This window comes from Caulobacter sp. GW821-FHT09B08, assembly GCF_059418225.1.
Genome location: NZ_JBWKPL010000002.1, coordinates 845,465 through 863,647, shown reverse-complemented (window position 1 = coordinate 863,647; position 18,183 = coordinate 845,465). Strand labels below are relative to the sequence as shown.

Annotated in this window: 19 protein-coding genes and 1 riboswitch; of the genes, 8 read left to right on the top strand and 11 right to left on the bottom strand. The window is 70.0% G+C overall.

The features are described 5' to 3' along the window. Positions 1-15 precede the first annotated feature (15 nt). Genes cbiB through AC07OA_RS10335 form a run of 7 tightly spaced genes read right to left on the bottom strand, consistent with a single transcriptional unit; the run spans position 16 to position 7,082 of the window. Positions 16-960: an adenosylcobinamide-phosphate synthase CbiB gene (cbiB, locus tag AC07OA_RS10365; RefSeq protein WP_494663712.1), complete on the bottom strand. Its 945-nt coding sequence runs from the start codon at positions 958-960 to the stop codon at positions 16-18. Next, the gene (locus AC07OA_RS10360; protein WP_494663711.1) at positions 953-1,747 is read right to left on the bottom strand and encodes an ABC transporter ATP-binding protein; all 795 of its coding nucleotides are present in this window, start codon (positions 1,745-1,747) and stop codon (positions 953-955) included. Before AC07OA_RS10360 ends, cbiB begins: the two co-directional genes overlap by 8 nt. Next, positions 1,744-2,724 (bottom strand): FecCD family ABC transporter permease, encoded by a 981-nt coding sequence (locus AC07OA_RS10355; protein ID WP_494663710.1) that lies wholly within the window; start codon positions 2,722-2,724, stop codon positions 1,744-1,746. The genes AC07OA_RS10360 and AC07OA_RS10355 overlap by 4 nt, the downstream gene beginning before the upstream one ends. Next, entirely contained in the window at positions 2,721-3,575 is an 855-nt protein-coding gene (locus tag AC07OA_RS10350; protein WP_494663709.1) for an ABC transporter substrate-binding protein, read from the bottom strand. The genes AC07OA_RS10355 and AC07OA_RS10350 overlap by 4 nt, the downstream gene beginning before the upstream one ends. After that, positions 3,572-4,177: a cob(I)yrinic acid a,c-diamide adenosyltransferase gene (cobO, locus tag AC07OA_RS10345; RefSeq protein WP_494663708.1), complete on the bottom strand. Its 606-nt coding sequence runs from the start codon at positions 4,175-4,177 to the stop codon at positions 3,572-3,574. The genes AC07OA_RS10350 and cobO overlap by 4 nt, the downstream gene beginning before the upstream one ends. After that, the gene (cobD, locus tag AC07OA_RS10340; protein ID WP_494663707.1) at positions 4,177-5,160 is read right to left on the bottom strand and encodes a threonine-phosphate decarboxylase CobD; all 984 of its coding nucleotides are present in this window, start codon (positions 5,158-5,160) and stop codon (positions 4,177-4,179) included. The genes cobO and cobD overlap by 1 nt, the downstream gene beginning before the upstream one ends. Before the next feature lie 2 nt (positions 5,161-5,162). Next, entirely contained in the window at positions 5,163-7,082 is a 1,920-nt protein-coding gene (locus tag AC07OA_RS10335; protein ID WP_494663706.1) for a TonB-dependent receptor plug domain-containing protein, read from the bottom strand. 108 nt (positions 7,083-7,190) lie between these two features. Continuing rightward, positions 7,191-7,390: riboswitch (cobalamin riboswitch) on the bottom strand. A 49-nt stretch (positions 7,391-7,439) separates the two neighbouring features. Between AC07OA_RS10335 and cobU the strand changes: the two genes are divergently transcribed. Together cobU and AC07OA_RS10325 are read left to right on the top strand one after the other, a co-directional pair. Further along, a complete protein-coding gene (gene cobU, locus AC07OA_RS10330) occupies positions 7,440-7,955 on the top strand; it encodes a bifunctional adenosylcobinamide kinase/adenosylcobinamide-phosphate guanylyltransferase (RefSeq protein ID WP_494663705.1) in 516 nt (171 codons plus the stop codon). Between the two features lie 90 nt (positions 7,956-8,045). Next, a complete protein-coding gene (locus tag AC07OA_RS10325) occupies positions 8,046-8,933 on the top strand; it encodes a TauD/TfdA dioxygenase family protein (protein ID WP_494663704.1) in 888 nt (295 codons plus the stop codon). A gap of 1 nt (position 8,934) precedes the next feature. Here AC07OA_RS10325 and modB read toward each other — a convergent pair whose 3' ends face one another. Continuing rightward, entirely contained in the window at positions 8,935-9,606 is a 672-nt protein-coding gene (gene modB, locus AC07OA_RS10320; RefSeq protein ID WP_494663752.1) for a molybdate ABC transporter permease subunit, read from the bottom strand. Between the two features lie 2 nt (positions 9,607-9,608). Then, a complete protein-coding gene (modA, locus tag AC07OA_RS10315) occupies positions 9,609-10,367 on the bottom strand; it encodes a molybdate ABC transporter substrate-binding protein (protein ID WP_494663703.1) in 759 nt (252 codons plus the stop codon). Between the two features lie 96 nt (positions 10,368-10,463). Between modA and AC07OA_RS10310 the strand changes: the two genes are divergently transcribed. Then, positions 10,464-11,246 carry a TOBE domain-containing protein gene (locus tag AC07OA_RS10310; RefSeq protein ID WP_494663702.1) on the top strand — a complete coding sequence of 261 codons (783 nt, stop codon included), beginning with the start codon at positions 10,464-10,466 and terminating at the stop codon, positions 11,244-11,246. A 51-nt stretch (positions 11,247-11,297) separates the two neighbouring features. Here the strand turns inward: AC07OA_RS10310 and AC07OA_RS10305 are convergent, their stop codons facing one another. Then, positions 11,298-11,771 carry a hypothetical protein gene (locus AC07OA_RS10305; RefSeq protein ID WP_494663701.1) on the bottom strand — a complete coding sequence of 158 codons (474 nt, stop codon included), beginning with the start codon at positions 11,769-11,771 and terminating at the stop codon, positions 11,298-11,300. A 244-nt stretch (positions 11,772-12,015) separates the two neighbouring features. Between AC07OA_RS10305 and AC07OA_RS10300 the strand changes: the two genes are divergently transcribed. From AC07OA_RS10300 to AC07OA_RS10280, 5 genes are all read left to right on the top strand, one after another. Further along, entirely contained in the window at positions 12,016-12,513 is a 498-nt protein-coding gene (locus tag AC07OA_RS10300; protein WP_494663700.1) for an RNA polymerase sigma factor, read from the top strand. Between the two features lie 97 nt (positions 12,514-12,610). After that, positions 12,611-13,591 carry a FecR family protein gene (locus AC07OA_RS10295; RefSeq protein WP_494663699.1) on the top strand — a complete coding sequence of 327 codons (981 nt, stop codon included), beginning with the start codon at positions 12,611-12,613 and terminating at the stop codon, positions 13,589-13,591. A 71-nt stretch (positions 13,592-13,662) separates the two neighbouring features. Further along, positions 13,663-16,137, top strand: coding sequence for a TonB-dependent receptor (locus AC07OA_RS10290; RefSeq protein ID WP_494663698.1), 2,475 nt, complete (start codon positions 13,663-13,665; stop codon positions 16,135-16,137). Positions 16,138-16,246: 109 nt separating this feature from the next. Then, positions 16,247-17,089, top strand: coding sequence for a glycosyltransferase family 2 protein (locus AC07OA_RS10285; protein WP_494663697.1), 843 nt, complete (start codon positions 16,247-16,249; stop codon positions 17,087-17,089). Between the two features lie 12 nt (positions 17,090-17,101). Then, positions 17,102-17,872 (top strand): polysaccharide deacetylase family protein, encoded by a 771-nt coding sequence (locus tag AC07OA_RS10280; protein ID WP_494663696.1) that lies wholly within the window; start codon positions 17,102-17,104, stop codon positions 17,870-17,872. 66 nt (positions 17,873-17,938) lie between these two features. On the opposite strand, the gene AC07OA_RS10275 is transcribed toward AC07OA_RS10280, so the two are convergent. Next, on the bottom strand, positions 17,939-18,183 hold a 245-nt coding region (locus tag AC07OA_RS10275; protein WP_494663695.1), incomplete at its 5' end, for a hypothetical protein.

Sequence of the window (18,183 nt, the reverse complement as noted above, 5' to 3'; positions counted from 1 at the left end):
ATAGACGAGCGAAGGTCATCGGGCGAGGGCGACGATCAGGCCGATCGCGGCCGGTATGGACCACAGCAGCAGGCAGGCCCGGCGGTAGAGGCGCAGGCCGCGCGCCAGATCGTCGGACGTGGGGACGGGGCCGTCGCCGAAGATCGGCCGCTCGGTCGGCACGCCGTCATAGGCGGCCGCGCCGCCCAGACGGACCCCCAGCGCCCCGGCCATGGCGGCCTCGGGCCAGCCGGCGTTGGGCGAGGCGTGCTTGCGGGCGTCGCGCAGCATGGTCTTCCAGCCTCGCCCCCCAGCCAGGGCGATCAGGGCGCCGGCGAGGCGGGCGGGGATCAGGTTCATCAGGTCGTCGGTCCGCGCCGAAGCCCAGCCGAACATCCGCCAGCGCGGTTCCCTGTGGCCCACCAGGCTGTCGGCGGTGTTGACGGCCTTGTAGGCGAACAGGCCCGGCAGGCCGCCGACCAGCAGCCAGAGGGCCGGGGCGACGACGCCGTCGTTGAAGCTTTCGGCCAAGCTCTCAAGGGCCGCGGCGGCGACCTGCCCGGCGTCGAGGTTTTCGGTGTCGCGCCCGACGATCATCGCTACCGCCGCGCGGGCTTGCGGCAGGTCGCCGGCCTCCAGTGGCGCGAGCACGGCGGCGACGTGGTCGTGCAGGCTGCGCTGCGCCAGGCCCACGGTCGCGATCAGGGCGACCACCGCCAGGCCCACGACATGGCGGCCCAAGGCAAAGTGAAGAAGAACGCCCAGCGCTGCGGCGCATGCGATCAGGAGCAGGACCAGCACTACACCTAGCAGGCGGCGTCGGCCGTCCGGGCGGGCCGGGTCGTTCCACCGCCGCTCCAGGGTCTCGATCAAGGCGGCCGGCCAAGCCACTGGATGGAGCAGGATGGGCGGGTAGCCCAGCGCCGCCTCAAGGACCAGCGCCAGGACCACCACCCATGCCCAGGGCGGGTTCTCAACCAAGAACCTGGCCGATCAGTTCGATCAAGGGGCCGGACAGTCCCGGAACGATGGCCGCCTCCACGCCATAGGCCTTGGCCAGCACCTCGGGGGTCAGGGCCTCCATGGGCGCAGCGTCGGCGATCACCCCGCCGCCTTGCAGAACCAACACCCGGTCGGCCAGGCGCAGAGCCACGCCCAGGTCGTGCAGGGTCATGACAACGCCCTGGCCGGGCTGGCCGGCGAAGTCGCGCATCAGCTCGACGGCGTCCAGCTGGTGGCCGGGATCCAGCCCCGCCAGCGGCTCGTCGGCCAGCAGCCACGAGGGCTCGCCGGCCAGAACCCGGGCCAGCAGGGCGCGGGCGCGCTCGCCGCCGGACAGGGTGGTGACGTCGCGCCGCGCCAGGCCGGTCAGGCGGGTGCGGATCAGGGCCTCCTGGACCGCCGCGCGGTCGGTGTCGCCCAGGCCCCGCGCGCCGCAGTGCGGAGTGCGGCCCAGGCCCACCAGGGTCTCGACGTCCACCGCCCAGGCCACCTCCGGCGTCTGGGGCAGGAAGCCGACGCGCCGGGCGCGGTCGCGGTGGGGCAGGGCCAGGATCGGCGTCTCGCCCAGCCGGACCTCGCCGGTGTCGGGCTTTCGCAGTCCGGCCAGACAGGCCAGCAGGGTCGACTTGCCCGTGCCGTTCGGACCGACGATGGCGGTGACCTCGCCCGGCCGGAACCGGGTGTCGACGCCGTCCAGCACGGTCCGGCCGCCCAGCACGACGGTCAGGGTCTCGGCGACCAGGTCGTAGGTGTGGGTCGCGGTCATGCCAGCCTCCGGCGCATCGAGATCAGAAGGGCCAGGAAGAACGGCCCGCCCACGGCGGACGTCGCCACGCCCATGCGGACCTCGGCCGCCGAGGGCGTCAGCCGCACCAGGATGTCGGCGGCCAGGACCAGGGCCGCGCCCGCGATGGCGCTGGGCAGCAGCAAGGCGCCGGGCCGGTGGCCGACCAGCGGACGCATCAGGTGCGGGACGATCAGGCCGACGAAGCCGATCATGCCGGTCACCGCCACGCTGGCCCCCGAGGCCAGGCCGACGCCGACGGCCAGCAGCACGCGGGTCAGCCGCAGGTCCACGCCCAGGGCCTGGGCCCCGGTCTCGCCCAGGGTCAGGGCGTCCAGCGCCCGGCCCAGGAACAGTAGCAGGCCCGAGCCCACGGCGATGAACGGCACGGCGCGCCAGACGTCGTCGGCGCTGCGGTCGGCCAGCGAACCCAGCAACCAGTTGATGATCTCCTGCGCCGCCCAGGGGCTGGGGGCCAGGCTGAGCGCCAAGGCCACGCCGGCGCCGGCCACGGTGTTCAGGATCACCCCGGCCAGGATGAAGGTGATGGTGCCGCCGGTCCCGCCGGCCAGCACCAGCATCACGGCCACCCCGACGACCGCGCCGATCATGGCGGCCACGAACAGCACCCACGGCGTGGCCAGGCCCATGCCCAGGTACATGGTCATCACCGCGCCGAGGGCGGCCATGGCCGAGACGCCCAGCACGCCCGGATCGGCCAGCGGATTGCGAGTGTAGCCCTGCATGGCCGCGCCCGACAGGCCGAGAGCCGCGCCCAGGGCCACGGCCAGGGCCGTCCGGGGCAGGCGCAGTTCGAAGATGATCGCCCAGCGCGGGTCGGTCGGATCTGTCCAGGCGCTCCAGGGCGCCCAGACCCGTCCGGCCATCAGCGACAGTCCGCTCAGGACCAGGACGAGCAGGACCAGCCCGCCCAGCAAGAGAAGGCGCTTACCGGTCATGCGGCGGCTCCCAGGATCTGTTTGCGCGCGGTGGCCAGCACGGCGGCGGTGTCCATCAGGCCCGGGCCGCCGCAATAGAGCAGGCGCTCGGGGAACACCGCCCGGGTCATGCGGGACGAGACGGTGGCCAGGGCGGGGTGGTTGAGGATGCGTTCGGCGAAGGTGGTGGCGTCGGGCGAGGCCTGTCCGGCCAGCAGCACCTCGGGAGGATCGGCCAGCAGCCGCTCCAGCGAGACATTGCCCCACTTCTTCAGGCCATAGCGCTTGGCGACGTTCACGAAGCCCGCCCGACGCATCATCTCGTCGACCAGGGTGCCGCTGCCGGCCGCGAAGCCGTTGGGCTGGAAGACCAGGGCGGTGATCGGGCGCGTTCCGGGGCGCGGCGCACCCTTGGCCATCGCCGCCTCGACCCGGGCGATCAGGGCCTCGCCGCGATCGGGATGGCCACAGGCCTCGGCGATGCGCCGGATCTGCTCCTGGTTCTCCTCCCAGCTGTTGGGCACCTTGAAGAGCTCGGTGCGGATGCCCAGCCGCTTCAGCGCGGCGCGGGTGGCGGGCGAGGAGTGGGCGGCGGTCAGCACCACGTCGGGCCGCAGGGCGATCACCTCCTCGGCGCTCTCGTATGTGATCGGATAGGTGAGGGCGATCCTGGCGATGCTCGATTGCTGCGGATCGCGGGCATAGTGGCTGAGGGCCACGATCTGTGAGCGGTCGGCGACGTGGACGAGCACGGCGTCGAGGCACGGGTTCAGCGAGATCACGCGGGGCAGGGCGCGGGCGTGCGCCGAACCACCGGCCAGACCCGCCGCGAACCCCGTCCCGACCGCCGTCCGTCGGGTCAGGCCGCTCAAAACTCGACCCCGCGCTGGGCCTTGAAACCCTGTTCGAAGGGATGCTTGACCAGGGTCATCTCGGTGACCAGGTCGGCGATCTCCAGCAATTGCGGCTTGGCGTTGCGACCGGTCAGGCAGACGTGCTTGTCATTGGGACGGGCCTTCAGCACCGCCACCACCTCGTCGATGTCGAGATAGTCGTAGCGCAGGGCGATGTTGATCTCGTCCAGCAGCACGAAGTCGAGCTTGGGATCGGCGATCATCTCCTGCGAGACCAGCCAAGCGGCGCGGGCGGCGGCGATATCGCGCTCGCGGTCCTGGGTGTCCCAGGTGAAGCCCTCGCCCATGACTTCGTAGCGGACCTGGTCGGGAAACTTCTTGAAGAACAGTCGCTCGCCGGTCTTCCACTTGCCCTTGATATATTGAACGACCCCGACTTTCAGGCCCCAGCCCAGGTGGCGGGCCACCATGCCGAAGCCGGCCGAGGACTTGCCCTTGCCGTCGCCGGTGTGGACCAGCAGCAGGCCCTTCTCGAGGGTCTTGGTCTCCATCATCGCGTCGCGCTCGGCCTTGAGGGCGCGCATGGCTTCGGCGTGTTTGGCGTTGAGATCTTCGCTCATCACATTGTCTCCAGGGCGTCTGCGAGACGGAGCCAGTCCTGCTCGGGGCCTGAAAGCCCGAAGCGGAGCAGCGTCTCGTCCCAGGAAAAGGGGCGTGTCAGGATCCCGGCGCGGGCCAGGACCTCGAAGCGGCGCGGCGCGTCGGCCGCGCGGGTCAGGCGGAACAGGCAGGTTCCGCCGGCGATGTCGAAACCGGCCGAGCGCAGCAGGGCGTCCAGACGGGCGGCGTCCTCGGCCAGCCGTCGGCGGGTCTGGTCGGCCCAGGCGGTGTCGGCATAGGCCGCCAGGCCGGCGGCGATGGCCGGACCCGAGACGGGCCAGTCGCCCAGCGCGCCGCGGACCCGAGCGGCCAGTTTCGGTTCGGCGACCAGGAAGCCCAGACGCGCCCCGGCCAGGCCGTGGAACTTGCCGAACGAGCGCAGGACGATCAGGCGCTCATGTCCCTTCGCACCGGCCAGCGGGGCGACCGACAAGGCCGGATCGACCTCGACGAAGGCCTCGTCGACCAGCAGGGGTCCGTCGGTCAGGTCCAGCACCTGGTCGGGCGACAGCGCTCGGCCGGTCGGGTTGTTGGGATTGACCAGCACCCGAAGGTTTGCGTCGCGGTCGCTGGCGATCACGACCTGGGCGCCCGCGAGCGACCAGGCCTCGGCGTGGCCGCCATAAGTCCGCGTCGAGACCGCGATCCGCCGGGCGTCCAGCAGGCGCGGCAGCAGGCGGATCAGCGCCTCGCTGCCGGCCGCCGCGACGACCCGCGCCGGATCCTCGACGCCGAAGGCCGTGGCCGCCGTCCGCTCCAGGGCCTGGAGGGCCGATGGATCGGGCAGGCGCGACCAGATCTCCGGCGCGAGCACCGGAGCCGGATAGGGACAGGGATTGATGCCCGTCGACAGGTCTAGCCAAGGCGTCGGCGCGTCCGGCCAGGCCGTCCGCGCCGCGCCCAGGCGACCGCCGTGGCCCAGAAGGGCCGCCGGCGTCGCCATGACTAGAACTTGGCCCGCACGCCGGCGTAGGCGCTCCGACCCAGCGATCCATAGCGGTAGATCGTCTCGTACTGCTGGTCGAACAGGTTCTCGACCCGGCCGTAGATCTCGAACGTGTCGTTGATCGGATAGGCGATCCGCACGTCGGTCAGCACGTAGCTCTTCAGGCGACGGGTGTTGGTGACGTTGTCGAAGCTGTGACCGACATACTGCATCGTCACGCCGCCGGTCAGACCGTTCGGCAGGGTCAGCTCGGCGTCGGCCGAGGCGCTTTCGCCGGCCCGGCGGGCCAGGTCCTTGCCGTAGTTGGCGCCAGGCGACTTATTGACCGCGTCCATGTTGGTGTAGTTGGCCGACAGGGTCAGCAGCGAACTGACCTCGTAGCTGGCCTCGACCTCGACGCCGTCGGCCTTGGTCTTGGCCGTGTTGGCGTAGCCGCCGTAGTTGGGCGGGGTGTTGTTGGACAGGAAGTCGATCTGGTTCTTGGTGTCGCGGTTGAAATAGGTGATCGACCCGCGCAGGCGGCCGTCCAGCAGGCTGTGCTCGACGCTCAGGTCCCAGCTCTTGGCCTCTTCCGGCTTGAGGTTGATGTCGCCGTAGGGGCTGTAGACCTGGTACAGCGACGGGGCCTTGAAGCCTTCGCCGTAGTTGGCGCGGAACACCGTGGCGCCGCCGTTCGGAGTCCAGGTGGCCCCGGCCTGATAGGTGGTGGCGCCGCCGAAGGTGTCGTGGTCGTCGTGGCGCACGCCACCGGTCAGGGTCACGCCTTCGACCGGCTTGGCCTGCAGCTGGCCGTAGACGCTGTCCATGCCGACCGCGTGACGGCTGCCGGTGGGATCGTAGGGGAACGAGGCGGTGCGGAACCAGCTGCGTTTGGTCTCGGCCCCGAACACCGCGCGCCAGACCGGATTGATGGTCCAGGTGCCCTGGTATTCCAGGCTGTTGTCGGTGCCGCGCGCGTCGAACGACTTGGTGTCGGCGCCCAGGGTGGGATCGTAGTTGTCGCGGTCGGTCTGGGTGTAGGCGTAGCCGATGCGGCTTTCCAGAGCGCCGCCGAAGCTGGTCAGGCGCGTGCCCAGATAGCCGACCAGGTCGCGGGTCTTGCCGTATTCCGGATCGTCGCCGAACGAGAAGGTCGGGTTGGAATAGCCGTCGAACTCGTTGCGGCCGGCGGCGTAGGACAGGCGGGCGTCCAGGGCGGCCCAGTCGGCCAGGTTCAGGTCCAGGCGGCCGCTGACGGCGGTGTTGCGGTAGCCGTCCTTCTCCTTGCCGCCCATGGCTTCGTCGAAGTTGGAGACCCCGGCGGTGGTGTAGGATCCCGCCGACAGCCGCCAGCCGCCCCAGTCGCCGCCGGCGCCCACGCCCACGCGGGCATAGGCCGTGGCGTGCGAGCCGCCTTCGACGGTGGCGTCGCCGGCCAGCGGGCCGTTCGGGGTGGTGGTGATCATGCTGACCACGCCGCCGATGGCCTGACTGCCCCACAGGGTGGATTGCGGGCCGCGCAGCACCTCGATGCGGCTGACGTCGCCGGCAAGCAGGGTGGCGAAGTTGTAGCCGCCGCCGGTCGAGGACGGGTCGGTCAGCTTGACGCCGTCGATCAGCACGGCGGTCTGGTCGCTTTCGGCGCCGCGGATGCGCACTTGGGTCGAGGCGCCGACGCCGCCGTTGCGGGTGACGCTGACGCCGGGAGTGCGGGCCAGGATGTCGGAGACGACCACGACCTGGCGCTGGCGCAGGTCGTCGGCGGTGATGACCGTGGTGCTGACGGGGGTTTCCGACAGCTTGTCGGCGGCGCGGCCGGCGGTGATCACCACCTGGTCGACCGCGTCGGCGGCGTCCAGGGTTTCGGCGGCGAGCACTTGGCTCGGCAGGCCGAGAGCGGGAAGGGCGGCCATCAGGGCCAGGACGGAAATCGAGCGCATGTTCTAGTCCTCCGTGCGCAGCAACGAAGGCGGATCCGAGGATTCGGACCTGCCTGACGATGTCGCCTCGGGGGTAGAACCCCATCGTACGGCGCACCCCGGCCGGACGAAGGACGACCGCGACGGGCAGGTCTCCTGGCTCGCGGGTCAAGGCCGGTGCGCGTCGCCTTCCCAGCCGCTTCCCGAGGGAAGCTTCCAGTGGCGTATGACGCGCGGGCTCGCCGCTTACAGTTGCGGGGGCAGCCCGGGTTTCGCACCCGAGTTCCCTTTTCATCCTCTTTCGAGGAACCTGTCGCGGGAGCTGCACTATATGTTGCGCCGCACACGGTCAATCGGACCGGCAATCTGGAGCCCGCCTTGTCGTTCACCCTCGTCCTGGGCGGAGCCCGTTCCGGCAAGAGCGCCTTCGCGCAAGGCGCGGCGGAGGCCAAGGCGGCTGAAACCGGCGGCCGACTGGCGATGATCGCCACCGCCCAGGCTTTCGACGACGAGATGGCCGACCGCATCGCCCGCCACCGCGCGGACCGGGGCGGGGCCTGGATCACGCTCGAAGCGCCCTTCGATATCGCTGGCGCGTTGCGCGGCCTGGGAGCGGGCGATGTCGTGGTGGTCGATTGCCTGACGCTGTGGCTGTCGAACCTGATGCTGGCCGAGCGCGACCTGGCGGCGGCCTCGGCGGAGCTGGCGGCGGCGGCCGAACGGTTCGAGGGCGAACTGTGGCTGGTCTCCAACGAGGTCGGGTCCGGCATCGTGCCCGACAACGCCCTGGCCCGGCGGTTCCGCGACGAGGCCGGGCGGCTGCACCAGGCCCTGGCCCGGTCTGCCGACGCGGTGACCCTGGTCGTGGCCGGGCTCACCCTGCGCCTGAAGTGAGAAAAACTGCGTTGAGCGATGAAATCCCACGTCTAAGGTGTGGATAAGATCAGCCGCCTACAGGGATGGGTGGCGGACCGGGAGGTCGCCATGAACGCCTTTGCCCCCATCGAAGCCACCGATGCGCCCGACTATGCGGGCCTGACCGTCACCCCCGCCGGCCCCGTGCTGGGCGCCGAGATCTCGGGCGTGGACCTGGGCCAGCCGCTGGCGCCGGAGATCGTCGCGGCGATCCGCGCGGCGCTGTTGCGGCACAAGGTGGTGTTCTTCCGTGACCAGGACATCAGCCACGAGGATCACGTCCGTTTCGGCCGCTATTTCGGGGACTTGGAGGGCCATCCTGTCACCGCCCACGTGCCTGGATTTCCCGAGATCCTGCACATCGAGGCCGCCGACGGCATGAAGCTGCGCGAGGAGATCGTGCCGATCGTCCGCGTGGCCAACAAGTGGCACACCGACGTCACCTTCCGCGCCGCGCCCTCGATGGGCGGGGTCCTGCGCATGCGGCACATGCCGCCGCTGGGCGGCGACACCCTGTTCGCCGACACGTCCGCCATCTACAACGACCTGCCGCAGAAGCTGAAGGATCAGCTGGCGACCCTGACCGCCGAGCACGACATCATCCAGAGCTACGGCTATCGCGTCGACGAGGCCAAGCGACAGGAACTGCGGGCGGCCTATCCGCCGATGGTCCACCCGGTGATCCGCACCCACCCGGAGACCGGCGACAAGCACCTGTTCGTCAACAAGGTTTTCACGACGCGGATCCTGGGCCTGCCCGAGGACGAGGCGGCCAAGCTGCTGGCCGAGCTGCTGGACCGCGTGAAGGCGCCCGAATACCAGGTGCGCTTCCGCTGGACGCCCAACGCCATCGTCTTCTGGGACAACCGCGCCACCCAGCACTACGCCATCCTCGACTACTGGCCGCAGGAGCGGATCGTCGAGCGCGTGACCATCCAGGGCGACGCGCCGTTCTGACCTAGGCGCGGGAGTCCCTCGCCGAGACCCGCCGTTCCATCAGGAGCAGGGTCAGCATCACCACGAAGGCGAAGGCCAGCAGGGCGGCCGAAAGCTGGTGGGCCTTGTCCCATTCCAGGGCCTCGACCAGGCGGTAGATCTCGATCGACAGCACCTCGGTCTCGCCCGGTATGCCGCCGCCCAGCATCATCACCACGCCGAACTCGCCGACCGTATGGGCGAAGGCCAGGATGGCGGCCACGGCGTAGCCGGGGAGGGCCAGGGGCAGGGCCACGCGGGTGAAGGCGCTCCAGCCCGAAGCGCCCAGGGTGGCGGCCGCTTCCAGGGGCTCTTCGCCCACGGCGATGAAGGCGTTGCGCAGCGGCTGCACCGCGAAGGGCAGGGAATAGATCAGAGAGCCGATCACCAGCCCCTCGAAGGTGAAGGCCAGGGTGCGCACGCCGAACGGATGCAGCAGCGCCATCAGCGGGCTGTGCGGCCCCAGGGCGATCAGCAGGTAGAAGCCCAGCACGGTGGGCGGCAGGACGATGGGCAGGGCCACCAGGGCCCCGACCGGCGCCTTCCAGCGCGAGCGGCCCCGCGCCAGCCACCAGGCCAGGGGCGTGGACACGATCAGCAGCAGGATCGTGGTGATCCCAGCCAGCTTGATCGTCAGCCACGCCACCTCGACCATGGTCATTTCACCTCGTAGCCGTAGCGCTTGATGATCGCCTTGGCGTCCTTGCTCTTGAGGTACGCCAGGAAGGCCTTGGCGGTGGCGCTGCCGGCGCCGGTCTTCAGCAGCACCGCCTGCTGGTCGATGGGGGTGTGGTTGCCGGCCGGCACGACCCAGCGCGAGCCGCCTTGCTCGTTGATCACCTGGGACAGGGCCACGAAGCCCAGCTCGGCCGCGCCGGTCTGGACGTACTGGAAGGCCTGGGTGATCGACGAGCCCTGGACGATCTTGGGCTTGAGGGTGTCGTAGAGCTTCAGCTTGGTCAGGGTCTCGACCGCCGCCAGGCCGTAGGGGGCGGCCTTGGGATCGGCGATCGACAGCTTTTCGAAGCCGCCCTTGGCCAGCACCGCGCCCTTGGCGTCGACCAGACCCGGGGTCTTGCTCCACAGCACCAGCCGGCCGGTGGCGTAGGTGAAGCGCGTGCCGGCCACCGCCAGGCCGTCGGCCTCGGCCTTGGTCGGGCGCTCGCTGTCGGCCGACAGGAAGACTTCGTAGGGCGCGCCGTTGGCGATCTGGGTGTAGAACTGGCCCGACGAGCCGAAGCTGAGCACGACCTTGTCGCCGGTCTTGGCCTCGAACTTGGCGGCGATCTCCTTGGCGGGCTCGGTGAAGTTGGCGGCCACGGCGACCTTGGTCTCGGCCGCCAGAGCGGCGGCGCCCGTCAGCAGCGACACCACGCCGGCGACGGCGGCGGCGAGAAGGGGGCGGCGGTTCAACATGGACGACGTCCTCGGCAAGGGGATATGTAGCGCGACTACATAACGATGTTTGGCCGTTCGTTCAGAAGCTTTTTCTGAGACCGCCCGGAGAATTTCATGTCGGTCGACGGCGATCTGAGCGGCTCCCTGATCCTCAAGCGCGGCGCCCTGGCCCGCGTGGGGCTGGAGCGCATCGCCCTGCTGGAGGCGGTGGGCGAGCTGGGCTCGATCAGCGCCGCCGCCAAGCGCCTGGGGCTCAGCTACAAGGGCGCCTGGGACGGCGTGCAGGCGCTCAACAACCTGTTCGACGCGCCGTTGGTGGTCGCCGCTCCGGGCGGCAAGACGGGCGGGGCGGCCGTCGTCACCGCGCGCGGCCACGCGGTGATCAAGGCCTTCCGCGAGGTGGAGCGCGAGATCGGGGCGGCCCTGTCACGGCTGGAGGCCGGCCTGGCCTCTCCGGGCCAAGACCTCGGCGACCTGTTCTGGAGCCTGGGCCTGCGCACCAGCGCCCGCAACGCCTTGCGCGGGACGGTGGCCCGTATCGAGGACGACGAGGTGACTGCCCGGGTGGTCCTGGCCCTGGGCGACGGGGTCGAGATCGTGTCGGTCGTCACCCGCCGCAGCCGCGACGAACTGGGCCTGGAGGTCGGCAAGCCGGCCATCGCCCTGATCAAGTCCAGCTTCGTGACCCTGGCCGACGCGGCTTCGACCCGCGACGGTGTCAATCACCTGGCCGGCGTTGTGGTCGACCGCGAGGACGGCGCGGCCGCCAGCGAGGTCCGCCTGGCCCTGGTCGCCGGCAAGACCCTGGTCGCCACGGTCGCCGGCGCGGTCCCCACTGTCGGCGACGCCGTCGTGGCGATGATCGAGCCGTCCAACGTCGTCCTCGCCGTCGAATAGGGGCAAGACCCTGCTGATCGACGTCCTGGCCAAGGTGGGGACGCCGACGGGCTAGTGCAGCGTGCGGACCTCGGGCGCGTGGGGCGTGCTCGGGGCCTCGGCCAGCCGAACGGGCAGGGGATAGCCGTCGGCCCTCAAGGCTGCGTTCAGCGCCCGGGCCAGCACCATCACCGGCTGCGGGTCGACCAGCAGCGGCGCCAGCAGGTCCTCGCCGACGGAGGTCGCGGTTCCGGCCAGACCGCACGACACCACCAGGCGCTGCTCGTCGGTGGAGATGCCGCCGCAGACGGGGCACTGCACCTGGATCGGCCGGCGAAGCATCGATTCCACCGATTGCATCCAGGCGACGAACAGCCCGCCCACGCGGTTGGACGCACGGAAGGTCAGGCCCTGGGCGACCAGGCGGTTGGGCGCCTCGCCCGCCGACCTGAGCGTCGCCCATTGCCGCATGGCGCCCAGCAGCAGCCTTTCGCCCAGGGTCGGCCCGGACGACCAGCAGGCGGCGGTGTCGGAAGAGGGGGTCATGGGCGCCTCGAGGATGGGAGGAGGAGTCGCATTGTTGCGATCCATTCTCAATATCTAGGCCTCATCATTGTTGCGAGTCAATCGCAACTAAGCGCCGAAACGCGCGGCCGCTGACCGTTTTCGCCGCCGCTGGACCCGCGCGCACGGGCGGCATAGGTTGCGACCAAACGGAGCGTCCGACTCCGTGATCCTTACTGTCCCTGGAGTCGCCGTTCTGTCCGCCCCACCTCGATCGATCACGCCGATGACCCGGCTGTACGGCGAGAAGCGGGCCAACCTCGTGCGTGTCTTCGCCGCCCGGCTGCGGTCGGTGAGCGAGGCCGAGGACCTGATCCAGGACCTGTTCTTGAAGGTCCAGGCCGTGGGCGACCTGGAGGTCGAGGGCGACGGCTCGGCCCTGCTGTTCCGGATGGCCAACAACCTGATGCTGGACCGCCTGCGCAGCCAGAACCGCGCCAGCGCCCGCGACGAGGGCTGGCGCAGTCTGCAAGGCGTCAACCTGGGCGACCAGCAGGTGGCCGACATCCCGTCGGCCGAGGACGTCGTGGCCGGTCGCCAGCGCCTGAACGTGATGATGGCGACGCTGGAGACCCTGCCGCCGCAGGTGGCCAGGGCCTTCCGGCTGCACAAGCTGGACGGGCTCAGCCATGCCGAAACCGCCCAGGCCATGGGCGTCAGTCGCAGCTCGGTCGAGAAACATGTCAGCGCCGCCCTCAAGGCTTTGATGGCGAAGCTGCCATGAACCGGATTCTTCACCCGAAAGTGCGTTTTGGAGGTTCTGGACCTTCGGCGACGTCTTACCCTTGCGAGGACGCGGCTTGGCGTCAGGACGGAGCGAAATGACGCAGTCCCAGATGAACATCGAAGCCGCCGTCGACTGGCTGGTTCGCCTGCAGGGCGATGAGGTCACCGAGGGCGACTGGCGAGCGTTCGACGCCTGGCTGTCGGCTTCGCCCGCCAACGCCGAGGCCTACGACGCCGCCCTGGCCTTCGATCAGCGCCTGGCTCAGGACGCCGGCCTGGCGGAGCGCCAGCCGGAAGCCGAGCCCGTGGTGGCCCGGGTCATTCCGATGCGTCCTGCCCGACGGACCTGGCTGTGGTCGGCCGGCGCGGCCCTGGCGGCCGCCTTCGTGGCCGGCGCCGTCATCCTGCCCAATAGCGATCTGCTGGGCGGGCGCGAGACCACCTATTCGACCGGCGTGGGCGAGCGCCGCACCATCGCGCTGGAAGACGGCACGCGCATCGAGCTCAACGCCAGCTCGCGGCTGGATGTCCGGTTCGACCGCCACGGCCGCCATGTCCGGCTGGGCGACGCCCAGGCCTTCTTCGACGTGGCCAAGGATCCGGCGCGGCCGTTCCTGATCGAGGCCGGCGACACCCAGGTGCGGGTGGTCGGCACGGCGTTCGACGTGCGCCGCCGCGACGGCCTAGTGGCGGTGAACGTCCAGCGCGGCCTGGTCGAGGTGCGTCCCCATTCCCGCGCCGGCGCGTCGCCGTACCGCCTGCATCCGGGCGAGGGGCTGTCGCATCACGAGGGCCAGGACGACGACGCCACCGTGGCCAGCGTCGCCCTGGACGAGGTGGCCGGGTGGCGCGAAGGACGGCTGATCTATCGCGATCAGCCGCTGTCCCAGATCGTCGGCGACATGAACCGGCTTTTCCCCCGTCCGGTGAAGTTGGGCGACGCCAAGGCCGGGGATATGCGACTTTCCGGCGTGTTGATCGTCGATGGGCAGGATGCGATGGTCGACAGACTGTCCCACCTGCTTCCCGTCCGAACGACGACGACCGACGACGCCATCGTTATCCGGGCGCGCTAAGGCCTTGATGTAGGGCCTGGAATCGTTCGAAGCGCGAAGCTTGAGCTCTAGTCGGATAGAGCTGGAGCGCGATGACCTCGGACGCGGATTTTCCGTTTCGCCTTCGACCTAGCGCTTCGGCCCGCTCCGGAGCGCGCGCCATCGCGCGTCCGTCGACTTCCATATCCGTCTTCGCCCTGGTCCTGGCCGCTGGACTGACCCTGGCCGGGGAGGGGCGGGCGGCTTCCCGCTTCGCCTTCAAGATCCCCGCCAAGCCGCGCTCCGAAGCCCTGATCGACCTGGGCGTTCAGGCCCGGGTCACCCTGGGCGGCGCCACGGCCTGTCCGGGACGCAGTCCGGCGGTGGTCGGCAACCTCACGCTACGCCAGGCGCTGGACGCCCTGACCGTGGGCGCGCCGTGCCGGTTCGAGATCCTCGACAACGCCACCGTCGTCGTCCATCCGGTGCGGCCCGCCTCGCGCTTCGTCTCGCCCCAGCCCGCCGCGGCGGTGGCCGAGCCGGCCCCGCCGCTCGAGAGCGTCGTCATCACCGCCAACAAGCGCCCCATGCGGCTGGGCGCGGCGGCGGGCGGCGTCAGCGTGATCGGGGCTCAGCGCCTGGACGACACCGGCGTCATCGACACCACCAGCATCTCGCAGCAGACGGCCGGCTTCATCACCACCAACCTGGGCGCGGCGCGCAACAAGATCATGCTGCGCGGCCTGTCGGACGGCACCTTCACCGGTCGCACCCAGCAGACCGTCGGCACCTATCTCGACAACATCCGCCTGACCTACAACGCGCCCGATCCCGACCTGCGGCTGATCGACGTCGACCGGGTCGAGATTCTGCGCGGTCCGCAAGGCGCGCTCTATGGCGGCGGCTCGCTGAGCGGCGTCTACCGGATCGTATCGCGCAAGCCGGTGCTGGACGAGACCTCGGCCTCGGTGCTGGTGGGGGCGGCGGCCACCGAATCCGGCTCGCCCAGCAGCCGGGTCGAGGGCGTCCTGAACCTGCCCCTGGTTTCCGACCGCGCGGCGCTGCGGCTGGCGGCCTATGACGACGCGGACGGGGGCTATGTCGACGACGTGAACCTGCGCCTGTCCAATGTGGACCGCACCACGCGGGCTGGCGGACGCGCGGCGCTGTCGTTCGTCATGAACGAGAACTGGTCGGTCCTGGTCTCCGGCGCCCGCCAGGATCTGCACGCCACAGACAGCCAGTACACGACGCCGGGCCTGGGCGGGCAGAAGCGCGCCAACCAGGTTCGCGAGACCCACGACAACGTCCTGCAGGAAGCGGCGGTGACCGTCACGGGCACCGGCGACTGGGGCCGCTTCGAGTCCTCCACCGGCTATGTCCGCCACCGCTTCGCCAGCCGGTTCGACGCCACCGCCGCGCTGAACGGGGCAGGGGCCATGGCGCTGGACGTCGGCCTGTTCGACGAGGCCAGCAAGGTGCGCCTGCTGGTGGAGGACGCGGTGCTGTCCTCGCCCGACAGCGATCGCGTGCGCTGGCTGGTCGGCCTCTACGGCCTGGCCAGCCTGGAAGACAGCGACGGCGAGCTTCGGGCCCGCACAGCCACCAATCCATCGCGCCTGATTTATCTGGAGGCCCGGCGCGACCGGCGGCGGGAGATGGCCCTCTATGGCGAGGTCTCCTACGACCTGGGCGGCGGCTGGGTGGCCAGTCTGGGCGGGCGCGGCTTCCGCAGCCAGATCCACACCACCTCCATGGTCGAGGCCCCGGCGCCCGGCCAGTCGCGGACGCTGGACCGCCAGGCGCGGTTTACCGGCTTCTCGCCGAAGGCCTCGCTGCAGCGGACCTGGGGGGCAGGGGGGCTGCTCTACCTCCTGGCCTCGGAAGGCTACCGGTCCGGCGGTTTCAACTCCGGAGGGCTGGTCGCGCCGTCGGCCCTGCGCGGCTCGTTCAAGCCGGACCGTCTGCGCAACTACGAGATCGGCGCCAGCATCCGTCCGCTGGACGGGCGGCTGATCCTGCGCTCGGCGCTGTTCCACGACGTGTGGACCGACATCCAGACCGACCAGTATCTGACCTCGGGCCTGTCCTACACGGCCAATGTCGGCGACGGCCGCAACACGGGGCTGGAGCTGGAGGGCACGCTGCAGGCCACGCCGCGGTTGACCCTGGAAGCCAATGCGCTGTTCAACCGGCCGCGCCTGACCAAGCTGGACCTCAACTTCGCCTCCGCCGCCCAGAGCGAACTGCCGGGCGTGCCGGACGTCTCGGCCGGGGCCATGGCGCGCTACCAGCGGGACCTGTCGGGCGACCGGCGCCTGGTCCTGACGGCCGAGCTGGAATATGTCGGCCGCTCGCGCCTGACCTTCGACCGCCGGCTTTCGCCGACCATGGGCGGCTATGTCACCGGGCGGATGTCGGCCGAGATCTCGACCGCGCGCTGGAACCTGGCCTTCGCGGTCACCAATCCCGCCAACGCCTCCAGCGACACCTTCTCCTACGGCAACCCCTTCAGCTTCGGTCAGGTCCGTCAGGTCACGCCGTTGCGGCCGCGCACCTGGAGCCTGGACGTCTCGCACGCCTTCTGACGGCTTTTCCGCGTCGAGCTTCAAAAACGCCTGAGGGGCCGCTGGGGCGGCGCCGTCTCCTTCCTGATGGGGTCGCTCTTCGGAGCGGCTCCCAAGTCGGGGAAGTTTCATGTCTGTGCTGTCGGGACTGGTCTGCGCTCATAACGAGGAAGCGCGGATCGCGGAATGCTTGGCGCGTTTGTCGTTCTGCGACGAGATCGTGGTCGTGGCCGACCGCTGCACGGATCGCACCGAGGCGATCGCCCGGAAGATGGGCGCGCGGGTGGTCTCGGGCACGTTCCCCGTGGAGGGGCTGCGCAAGGAAGCCGGCGTCGCGGCCTGTCGCGGCGAATGGATCATCGAGCTGGACGCCGACGAGGCGATCCCGCCCGCCTTGGCCCAGGAAATCCGCGAAACCGTGAACACCGCCGCCGCCGACTGGTACCAGGTGCCTGTGGATAACTTTGTGGGCGAACAGCTGGTGCGCCATGGCTGGGGCGGCTCGTTCGGCGCGTCCTCGGTAGCGCGTCTGTTCCGCAAGGGCGTCAAGAGCTGGAAGAGCGAGCGCGTGCATCCCGGCACCACCTTCACCGGCGTCTATGGCGGCCGGCTGGACAATGCGATCCTGCACAAGGTCGACGACGACATCGCCGACATGGTCCAGCGCCTGAACCGCTACACCGCCCTGCGCGGCCAGGACCTGGCCGACAACGGCAAGATCAAGAGCCTGTGGGACGACCTGTTCCGGGGCGTGCGGCGCTTCTACAAGTGCTACGTTTCGCGCAAGGGCTACAAGGAAGGCGACATGGGCTTCCTGATCGCCGTCATGGCCGGGCTCTATCCGCTGCTCTCCAACCTCAAGGCCCGCGAAATCCGCGCCTTGAACGGCCAGAACGTACAGACCGTGCGGGCGGGCCGCGCCGCCGTGCTGGGCCTGGACGCCGAGGACGCCCGGCTGGGCCACTCGGCCTAGGGAGACCGCCGCGTGTCGCTGGACCGCCTGCTGATCGCCGTCGTCCTGGGACCCGAGCTGCGGCTCTGGCGGGCGGCCGGCCATGCGCCGGTGTTCTGGTGGCGCGACGACGACGCCCGCGCGCCGTCACAGGCCCTGGACCGGCTGCTGGACCTGTCGCGCCGGCATGCGGCGCCGATCACCATCGCGGCGGTGCCGGACGGCGACCTTGCGGCCCTGGTCTCGGCCTGCAAGACCGTCGAGGGCGTCGAACTGGCGATCCATGGCTTCCGCCACGAAGACCGGACGCCCGAGGGGCGTCCGTCCGGCGAGGTCAATGACGACGACCGTCTGGCCGATGTCCTGTCGGAACTGGGGACGGCGCTGGATGCGTTCCGACGCGCGGGCGCGAGGCCCGATCTCTTCGTGCCGCCCTGGAACAACGCCCATCCGACCCTGGTCAAGGCCCTGGAGCTGAGGGGGCTGGGCCTGTCCTGCTATGACGGGACGCGCCAGGACGGCCCGCCGGCGCGGCTGGACGCCCATCTGGACGTCATGCGCTGGAAGCCCAGTCCGCGCTTTAGAGGGACTGCGAAGTTCCTCCTGCGCGCCCGGCGTCTGCTGGCTGCTCAGCGCGAGCAGGGGCGGTGGGACGAGCCGCTAGGCCTGCTGACACACCATCTGGACCACGACGCGGCGACCTGGCGCTTCTTGGAGGCGTTCCTGGGCGCGGTAAAGATCGTCGGCCGCGTTGAGCTCTCCATATCCCGTGGCCTCGCTAAGCCCGGGCGAGCGGTCGGCTAGGTGTCGTAGTTTCATAGGAATATGTTCCTATTCTCTCAGCGCTGCGAGTTGGGCTGAGCTCACGGGTCACCGATTATAGGAATATAAGCCTATTATCTTGCGGATACCGAAATCTTCGAATTTCCCAGTAACACCATCGTATTGCGCGATTTTTGTTTCTTTGTCTCGGAAGTCCGACAAAAGGCAGGTCGAACGTTCATAGGATATAATTCCTAATGTGGGCTGCGGCGCGCGGGCGTATGGAACGATGTCGAACAGAGCAGACGTCGGGCTTGCGCCACAAGCCAAACCCGGCGACGCCGCGAATGGCG